Raw genomic sequence first — 9,266 nt, 5'->3', positions numbered from 1 at the left:
CTTCACGGTAAGTACGCCTCCGGCACACGGCACTGTGGTGGTGAATCCAGATGGTACTTATACACCAACTCCTGGTTATGTGGGTAACGATACTTTCACTGTAACCGTAAGTGATGGTAAAGGTGGTACTACTACCGTAACTATTCCGGTAACGGTAAGCTTGGTACCAGCTCCAGCAATAAGTTTAACCAAAGTAGCCACCAATACGGTGAGCAAGGTTGGCGATGTAATTAATTACAACATTGTGGTAACCAATACAGGTAATGTAACCTTAACAAATGTGGCGGTTACAGATGCTGGTGCCGATGCAGGATCAATCCTTCCGGTTAGCATTGCAAGTCTGGCGCCAGGTGTAAGTGTTACGGTAACTGCAAGGCACACCGTTACCTTAACCGAGGTAAATGCAGGCTCATTTAGCAACCAGGCTTCGGCAACTGCACAAACGCCAGGTGGTACGGTGACCAAGCCACGGTCTGATGATCCGGGCACACTGGCTGCAGATGATGCTACGGTAACGTTAATTGCTCCGGCTTCTACCATTACCCTGGTTAAAACAGGTACGCTAAGTGCCGACGGAAATAGTATCACTTATAATTTCAGTGTTAAAAACACTGGAAATGTAACCCTGCATATTATTACGCTGGTAGATGCCAAACTTGGACTGAACAGGATAATTCCTGGCACACTTGCTCCAGGTGCTACCGTAACCAACAGTTATATTTATCAATTAACCCAAGCAGATAAAGATGCCGCAAGTGTAACTAACAGTGCAACCATTACTGGTCAAACGCCGGCAAATGTTTTCGTTAGCGATATCTCTGGTACAGCCGAAAACAACAATACGCCAACCGTAACACAGATTCCGGTGATGGGTGCTATCGCTTTGGTTAAAACAGCAGCATTTAGCGGTAATCAGGTAACCTATACGTTTACAATCAAGAACACAGGAACCGGTACTTTAAATACTGTTACTTTAACTGATGCCAAACTTGGCTTGAACAATAAGGTAATTGCTGTGCCTGGTGGTCTGGCTCCTGGAGCTTCTATAACCGATGTTGAAGTGTATGCCTTAACGCAGGCCGATAAAGACCTGGGTACAGTAACCAATACTGCAACTGTAAATGCCAAAACACTTGGTGGTGTTAATGTAAGCGATGTTTCAGGGACTTCCGAAAACAACAATACAGCAACCGTTATCACTTTCCCTAAATCGCCAAAAGCGGTTGATGATAAAGCCCAGACTGCAGCAGATAAACCGGTTACCATTAATGTGTTGGCAAACGATGATCCTGGAAATTCTACTCTTGATAAATTAACGGTAGAAATTGTAGGTCAGCCTCAGCATGGTAAAGTAACGGTAAACCCTGATGGTACGGTTACCTATAAACCTGATCCTGGTTACACCGGTGATGATACCTTTACTTACAGGGTAAAGGATGCCTATGGTTATTATACCAATGTGGCAACTGTAACCTTAAGAGTTAACTTTGCTGGCCTTACCATACCTAACCTGTTTACACCAAACGGTGATGGTATAAACGATACCTTCGAAATTTTGGGAATTGACCAATACCCGGTTAACGAAATCACTATTGTTAACCGTTGGGGCAATGAAGTATTCCGTGCCAAAGGTTACCAGAACAACTGGACGGGCGAAGGCTTGAACGAAGGTACTTACTACTACTTATTGCGTGTTAAAAAAGCAGGAAGCGACCAGTACGAAGTGTTTAAAGGTTACATTACATTAATCAGAGCGTTTAAAAAATAAGATATGACTTTGTACAGTCTGGTTTAAAACTGGACTGTACTTCAAGATATTAAGATGATGAAGAAATTAATATGGTTAATAATAGGTTCGTTTTTGTTGCTTTCGCGGCAGGTATCTGCACAGCAGGATGCCCAGTATAGCCAGTATATGTTCAATGGGATCTACATCAATCCAGCTTATGCAGGTTATAAAGAAGTGCTGAATGTGCATAGCTTTTACCGGAGCCAGTGGACAGGCATAACTGGGGCACCAAAAAGCATGTCGCTGGCGGTAGATGCCATTGCAAACAGCGGTAACGTAGGTTTGGCCCTTCAGGTGGCGAGCGATAAACTTGGTGCACAGACCAACCTGAGCATTTACGGTAACTATGCTTACCGGATCAGGATGAACGATGATGGAAGTTCTAGATTGGCCTTAGGCCTTGGTGTAGGTATGGTGCAGTTGGGTATCGATGGCTCACTACTAAACCCGAACAACCCGGAGCCTAACCAGCCTGTTGGCATGCAGAGCACCATTGTGCCCGATGCCAGGGCAGGGGTTTATTTTGCAAACGATAAGTTTTATGCAGGTATCTCAGCCGATAACCTGATTGCCACTTATATCGATATCGGCCGTTATGCCTTTATTCCACAGCCAAAACCACATTATTACCTTACCGCAGGGGCATTGTTTCCGCTTTCGGAAGATTTTCAGGTTAAACCCTCTTTCCTGTTAAAAGACGACCGCGGAGGTCCAACGAGTTTGGATCTGAATGCCTTTTTGATGATCAAAGATTTTATCTGGGTTGGCGGTTCGTACCGGACGGGCGTAAAGCTGTATGATAAAAGCTATTTGCAGCGTGATCTTACATCTAGGAACGCTGTCGTGGCAGCGATACAGATTTTTCCATCAGAAAAACTCAGGATCGGTTATGGTTACGATTTTTCAATCGGTCCATTACAGGGCTATAGCGGTGGCACACATGAGATTTCTATCGCTTATTCTTTTATCAAACAAAACATCAGATTGGCGACTCCAAGGGTATTTTAATTAATTTCTATTGACTAAAGATGAAAAAGAAATTGAAAATTTTAATTATAGAGAATATGCCTTTGGTACAAATAGGTTTACGATTTATAATCAAATCCCGTTGGAGAGATGCAAAATTTTTAACTGTAGTAAATAGTGTGGAAGATATTATTGAAGGCCCAGATGTAATCATAGTAGGAACGATTTCCGATAATAAATCAAAGGGTATTGGTCAATTAAAAAAACTGAAGATGAAATTTCATTCTTCCAAAATTTTGGTTTTTAGTCACTTGGAAGAAAATGTTTATGAGGTTTCTTATTTGAGAAGTGGCGCTGCAGGTTATTTATCCAGAAGTGCAGGTGAAGATAAAATTATTAGGGCCATAGAGGTGTTGCTGACTGGAAAACATGTTTTCTGTAGCGATAAACTGTTAGATAGATTCTTTGATGATTTTTTCTCTGCAGGCCTAAGGTATAAAATTAAGAAAAAAATAGAGACGGGGATGATTGAAGGAGAACCAGAGAATGAAAGGCTAATTCAAAAAAACATTGTAAATAGTAATGAGAAACAATAAATTAATACTGTGCTTATTAGGCATTTCATTTTCTTTCTTTGCCAATGCCCAGTATGCATTAAAAGATGCCGATAAAGCTTACGAACTGTTTAATTACAGCAAGGCAATCGATTTATACGAACAGGCCTATAAAAAGAAAGAAACTTTACATGCTGCAGAGCGTTTAGCAAATGCTTATGCACTTGTTTATAACTACAAACAGGCCGAAAGCTGGTATGCCATTGCCGCTAAAATGCCCGGCAGTAGCCCTGAGAATATTTTGGGTTATGCCAAAGCTTTACAAGGCAATTCGAAATACAGCGAAGCAAAAGTCCAGTATTTGGATTATATCAGTAAAAAACAAAATATATCAGAAAAGCAGCAGGCTGTTTGGCTTGCCTCTTGCGATTCGGCATTGAAATGGATCAGAAATCCTAAAAAAATCGAACTCATCAACCAAAAAACTTTGAATAGCACACAGTCCGATTGGGGTGCCGTTAACTATCAGGGAGGGGTTGTGTTCACTTCCGATAGATCAAACAGTAGATTAAGCTCTTCAGAAAGTAAACCGTTTTTAAGATTCGACGGATCCAAAGAACCCGATAAAAAAGTATATGGCTGGACCGGTAACGGATACCTGAAACTATACAGCAAACTGTCACCAAACGATAGCCTTCAGTTGTTTCCCATAAAAGCAGGCACCAGGTATCACGTAGGTTCGGCAAGCTTTACCGCCGATGGCAAAACCATGTATTTTACGCTAACCCGTATCACTGACGAACTGGAACGCCTAAAAAAACAGCCAACAACCGTTAATGTAGAAATTTTTAGCAGTACAAAAGGTGCCGATGGTGTTTGGGGCGAACCGGTTTCATTTGCTTATAATAATGTAAACGGTTACTCGGTAGGTGATCCTTTTATTACTACAGATGGAAATAGCCTTTATTTCGCTTCGAACATGCCAGGTGGGGTAGGCGGTACCGATATTTATGTTTGCCTAAAAACAGATGCTGGTGAATGGGGCAAACCGGTTAACCTGAAAGAAGTAAATACAGAAGGCAACGAACGTAGCCCTGTTTTTGATGAAAAGAATAACTTCTACTTTTCCAGCGATGGCAGAGTTGGGATGGGGGGATTAGACGTATACCAGGCTTTAAGAGAAAAGGGCAATATTGGCCAGATCGAAAATATGGGTTATCCCTTCAACTCTCCGCAGGATGATTTTGGCTTTAGTTTAAACGAAAAAGGTGGTATTGTTTATCTTTCCTCCAACCGCGAGGGTGGTTTGGGTAGCGATGATATTTATACCATCGATCAGAAAATGATCCTGGCTTTCAAACTAGAAGGTAGGGTGTTTGATAAAGATAGCAAGCAGCCCATTGCAGGTGCTTTGGTAACCTTAACAAAAGTAAATGGTACTGTTTTAAAAACCGAAGCTGATGAGAATGGAGGTTATCGATTTAATTTATCGAAAGAATCCGAATACAACGTTTCGGCAGAGAAAACAAACTACAGATCTGATGTAGAAAACCTGGCAACCATTGGTTTAACAACCTCTGGCGTACTTACGCAAAACCTGTATCTAGAGGCTATTGTAGTAAATAAAGCAATTAAGCTGGAAAATATCTATTACGATTTCGATAAATGGAACATCCGCCCGGATGCTGCAGTAGAGCTCGATAAACTGGTTAAAATCATGGCCGATAATCCGACCATCTGGATCGAATTAGGTTCACATACCGATAGCAGGGGCAAGGATGGTTACAACCTGGACCTATCGCAGAAAAGAGCCGAATCTGCTGTGGAGTATATCATTTCGAGAGGCATCAATAAAAACCGCATCACCGCAAAAGGATATGGCGAAACACAGCTGTTAAACAAATGTAGTAATGGTGTAGCATGTAGCGAAGAAGAACACCAGTTAAACAGAAGAACAGAATTCAAAATCGTAAAGCAATAAGCACAATTAAGGTTGGCATTACATATTCACATGAATTTGTAGCGAGAAGTAGCAAAATTAAACACATGAAACCGATTCACGAACTCAGCACAAAAAAAAAAGCCAAAATGATCAATCAGCTTTTTCCGATAGAAATCGATAATTTCATTACTTACCTGAAAATTGTAGCCGAGGAAACTGTGGACGATAATGAGGAACTCGCAAGGGTTTGGGGAAAGCAGGTTTTAGCTGTTGGTTTTTGGATAAAGTTGGCAAAGAAGGTAAGCAAGGTTATTGATCATTATCGAAATGATGTCAATCCGTTCCCTAGCTTATTTGCCGACGAGCTATGTAAAGTTAAATTGTTCTTGTTTACGCATTATTATCTCTGTGAGTACATTCAACGGGATGATCACTCTGAAAAGTTTGCGCTAGCGGTGAAACTATTTTTTAATACTGACCAGTTTCCAGGGGAGGCAATTCACTGTTAATGGTTCCTGTGCGCAGCAAGTGTTAGTGGAATTATTACAGCTGCTGTCTGGTAAAAAACAAGCATTTTTTTTTTAAAAAAAAGTCGATTTTGATGCCAGTAAAAAATTTTATCCGATACTAAGCAGAGAAATCGCTCTAAATCCTGATTTAGGGCAGAATTAGTAAAACGATAACAATCTGCTGCATGCTAAGTCGCAGCAGATTGCTTTGCTGATTATAAAGTGGAAGTTGTTGAGCATCCTTTCCGTTCCAGCTTATAGTGAGTCAGGGTGCGAACTGTCTCCAGATGCTTTTTCGCTACAGATTATTCAGTTGTCCATATTTTGTGCACAATCAGGTTAAATAATAGCCTTTTCTTTACGTCATTACAACAAAGAGAAAGATAACAGAAAGCGAGGTTGTAACGTGGATTATAGAAGGCAATTGTCAAATCTGTTTAAGTAGTTCGCTATGAAGATACTTTTACGAGAAAAGATAGGGGTTAATCTTTGTTGCTTTTACTGGGTTATGGCGAATTTATCTGTTAATTGTGTATTTTTTATGTTACATAACGAGGTGGCTTTGTAAAAATACTATACATTCATACAAAGAAATGAACTGAAATTAAAAATGTTTGTTTGTTTTTTTATAGATTTTAAGGTTGCGTGAGTAATTCAAAACAGTTAAAAAGCTATTGGAATTACCTCGTATCTGGAGTTTGCAAGTCGTTTGTCATGTATGAATAAAAATTTAGGCTCTTCGTGTACTCCAACACGATTTTTCTATAGGTTGAGCAATTATTTAATGAAAAATCTTGCTAAAAATTTTGCACATGCAGTGTTTTTAGCTACGGTATTTTTTTTCACAAGTTTTGCAGTTGGAAGTAGCAACCTGTATTTCGTTTCACTTAGTGCGACTGCTGTAAGAGCTAGAGCTAAACTGTGGTTGTCTGTTTTTGCGTTTCCTTCATATTCTTTTGTGAATTTAGATGTGCATTATATAATGCCTTCGCCGGTGAGAAAATTTCTATCGACAGTAATGCAATACTCAGCGGCCAAAATTTAAAGAATTTTATTAGACTTACGAAACCTGATGGTACTGTAGTTGCAATAAAATACAGGTAAAATGGCTGAGTTGATTTCTTAAACGGTATGGTTATAGCAATAATTAGAACGGTTCTAATATCATTTTCATGACAAAATTGAGTTCTCTTTTAATTTTCATTCTTTTGTTGATAAGCTTCAAGGAGGGGGCTTGTTTTACACCTTATTCCATTTGCTGTACTTCCGATAATTTAAAAGTTGATAGTCATGCAACAATGATGGTCACAACATTAGCAAAAAAGGATAATCCAGCCGATACCTCAGCCATTAACCGGCTAAACAGACTGGCCGACTATTTTTTTAATGTGAATCCAGATAGTACCCTATACTATAGTAAGTTGGCTCTTGAAAAATCACGTGTTATAAAATATGATAAAGGAATTGCCGCCGGGTTGCTTTATATAGGGAAGGCTTACGCCCGAAAAGGGAATTATGCACAGGGGCTAAAAAATTTAAACGAGGCCAAACAGCTATATATCAATTTAAAAAATGAAAAAGGCCTAAGCGATTGTTTTTTTGCTTTTGGCTCGATGTATGAGGTTATGGCTGATTATGGCCAGGCCTCAAGCCATTTTAAACAGGCGTTGGAAATAAAAAGAAGGATAAAAGACGAACCAGGAATAGCCCGATGCTACAATTGCTTGGGTATAGTTCAGGGTGATATTGGAAAATCATCCGAGGCGCTTGATTACTATTTCAAGTCGCTGTCAATCAACATTAAACTTCATCGGGATGCCGATGCTGCATCCAATTACAATAACATAGGGACGATGTTGGAGAGTTTGAAGTTACATACAAAATCGTTGGCATATTACCAGCGCGCAATCAGTTTATGGATAAAAACCGGCAATAAGGTTGGAATCAGTATCGCTTATCTAAATATAGGTGAGGTATTAACAGCACAAAAAAAATACGATCCCGCTATCGAGTATCTGTACAAATCAATGAAGCTGTCCAGGGAACATGACGACAACCACATAGTCAGCTTGGCATATACAGACCTTGGTCTATGTTATGCCTATAAAAAACAATATAAAGCCTCATTAAATAATTATAGCCAGGCGCTCCAAGTAGCAACCCTTCATAATATAGAGGCTGATAAAGCAAATGCCTACACAGGTTTGGCCATGCTTTACAATATGCAGGCTGATTACCTGCAGGCCTACCGATATGCCACGCTTGGCAAAGCCATATCGGATGAGTTAGGCAATTTATCATTAAAGATGTCGGCTACTTTGCAATTAAGTGAGGCGCTTGGCGGTTTAAAAAAAATTGAGGCCTTCAAAATGCAAAAACAATACTATGCTTTAAATGACAGTTTGATAAATGATGAAGTCATCGAAAAACTAACTTCATTTAAGCTTGAATCAGATTTTGCTGACAAACAAGGGAAAGTAGCCGAACAGCATGAACACGTCGAGGAACAGTATAAGAAAAATAAAGAGCATGGATTATTGATCACCATATTCCTTATCTTTATAATAGGATTGAGTGTCGCCCTTATTGCTTATTACAGGGCTAAACACGGCCAACAAAATATAAAGGCGGTACTGGTTTCTACTGCCGAGAAAAAAATAAATGAATTGGTCAGCAAAAATGAGTTGAGCGAGAATAATCGTTCTCCATCAAAAATAGAGCTGTTAGAGGAGGTTGTGCACATGATTGTTAATAACAATCCTGCTTTCCTCATCAAATTCAATAAATACGATCCTGAGTTTTGTAAGAAACTCTTGGTTCTCGCACCCAATCTTGTTGCTGCTGAAGTTGAATTTGGTGTCATGCTGCGATTAAATTTCGAAACCAAAGAAATAGCCCGTTATGCGAAAACCTCCGTCCGGGCGGTGGAAGCAAAAAAATACAGGATCAGGAAAAAGTTAAACATTCCCTCATCTCAGGATATTAATATTTGGATGGCAAATATTTGATTTAATATGGAGGAAATGATTTTTCAATACCGGTTTCATTTTGGTCTCTCGGCGGGGATAATGGCCCAACGTCTGATTGCCGATGAGATCAATGGTAATCCCAATGATGATTTGGTGGGGCGTTACAATCAAAGAGCAGCACATTTTGATGGTGATTTTGGTCTTGCATTGACCAAAGGGAGGATCTGTATTGAGGCATCATTGCCCAACCTGAGAAATTTATTGTGGAAGGATGAGGGCAATGTAGTTGATCTGCCAACTTTTTATTCTGCTATCAGCTATAAAATCCCTGTTAACGACGCAGAAATAGAACCCAAGATAGCATTTAGGGGGATCAAGGGTTTTGATAATATCTGGGATGCCGGTGCACAGCTGGGGTTTGCAAAGAAACAGTTGTTGCTCAATGGGATTTATCACAGTAGCGGGAGCACCAGCTTCGGGATAGGAATGGATTACCAGAAGAAATACCTGATAACCTGAGTTCGATTATTAAATCTC

8 protein-coding genes are annotated in these 9,266 nt (G+C 39.9%); all 8 read left to right on the top strand.

The genetic code is table 11. The features are described from left to right. Nucleotides 1–1,768, top strand: a 1,768-nt coding sequence (locus AW17_RS22125) for a T9SS C-terminal target domain-containing protein (protein WP_029280241.1), incomplete at its 5' end; no start/stop codon positions are given. A 57-nt stretch (nucleotides 1,769–1,825) separates the two neighbouring features. After that, nucleotides 1,826–2,797, top strand: a complete 972-nt coding sequence (locus AW17_RS22120) for a PorP/SprF family type IX secretion system membrane protein (RefSeq protein WP_029280239.1) — start codon at nucleotides 1,826–1,828, stop codon at nucleotides 2,795–2,797. Between the two features lie 20 nt (nucleotides 2,798–2,817). Then, nucleotides 2,818–3,351: a response regulator gene (locus AW17_RS22115; protein WP_029280237.1), complete on the top strand. Its 534-nt coding sequence runs from the start codon at nucleotides 2,818–2,820 to the stop codon at nucleotides 3,349–3,351. Continuing rightward, the gene (locus tag AW17_RS22110) at nucleotides 3,338–5,290 is read left to right on the top strand and encodes an OmpA family protein (protein ID WP_029280235.1); all 1,953 of its coding nucleotides are present in this window, start codon (nucleotides 3,338–3,340) and stop codon (nucleotides 5,288–5,290) included. Before AW17_RS22115 ends, AW17_RS22110 begins: the two co-directional genes overlap by 14 nt. Nucleotides 5,291–5,355: 65 nt before the next feature. Next, on the top strand, nucleotides 5,356–5,760 hold the full coding sequence (locus AW17_RS22105; RefSeq protein WP_029280233.1) for a hypothetical protein: 405 nt from the start codon (nucleotides 5,356–5,358) through the stop codon (nucleotides 5,758–5,760). A gap of 784 nt (nucleotides 5,761–6,544) precedes the next feature. Beyond that, a complete protein-coding gene (locus AW17_RS22100; protein ID WP_029280231.1) occupies nucleotides 6,545–6,805 on the top strand; it encodes a hypothetical protein in 261 nt (86 codons plus the stop codon). A gap of 256 nt (nucleotides 6,806–7,061) precedes the next feature. Next, complete coding sequence (locus tag AW17_RS22095) at nucleotides 7,062–8,768, top strand: tetratricopeptide repeat protein (protein ID WP_167343713.1); 1,707 nt, start codon at nucleotides 7,062–7,064, stop codon at nucleotides 8,766–8,768. Between the two features lie 15 nt (nucleotides 8,769–8,783). Next, entirely contained in the window at nucleotides 8,784–9,248 is a 465-nt protein-coding gene (locus AW17_RS22090; protein WP_167343712.1) for a type IX secretion system membrane protein PorP/SprF, read from the top strand. Nucleotides 9,249–9,266: the final 18 nt, after the last annotated feature.

Origin of the sequence: Pedobacter borealis DSM 19626, assembly GCF_000708285.2 — a bacterium.
Classification (GTDB): domain Bacteria; phylum Bacteroidota; class Bacteroidia; order Sphingobacteriales; family Sphingobacteriaceae; genus Pedobacter; species Pedobacter borealis.
The sequence above is the reverse complement of the archived record's forward strand: the minus strand, read 5'-3'. Positions and strand labels throughout refer to the sequence as shown.

What these genes read in the sequence shown, in the direction of transcription:
- AW17_RS22095 (WP_167343713.1), top strand. Translation starts at nt 7,062, where the DNA reads ATGGTCACAACATTAGCAAAAAAGGATAATCCAGCCGATACCTCAGCC.
- AW17_RS22110 (WP_029280235.1), top strand. Translation starts at nt 3,338, where the DNA reads ATGAGAAACAATAAATTAATACTGTGCTTATTAGGCATTTCATTTTCT.
- AW17_RS22105 (WP_029280233.1), top strand. Translation starts at nt 5,356, where the DNA reads ATGAAACCGATTCACGAACTCAGCACAAAAAAAAAAGCCAAAATGATC.
- AW17_RS22115 (WP_029280237.1), top strand. Translation starts at nt 2,818, where the DNA reads ATGAAAAAGAAATTGAAAATTTTAATTATAGAGAATATGCCTTTGGTA.
- AW17_RS22090 (WP_167343712.1), top strand. Translation starts at nt 8,784, where the DNA reads ATGATTTTTCAATACCGGTTTCATTTTGGTCTCTCGGCGGGGATAATG.
- AW17_RS22120 (WP_029280239.1), top strand. Translation starts at nt 1,826, where the DNA reads ATGAAGAAATTAATATGGTTAATAATAGGTTCGTTTTTGTTGCTTTCG.
- AW17_RS22100 (WP_029280231.1), top strand. Translation starts at nt 6,545, where the DNA reads ATGAAAAATCTTGCTAAAAATTTTGCACATGCAGTGTTTTTAGCTACG.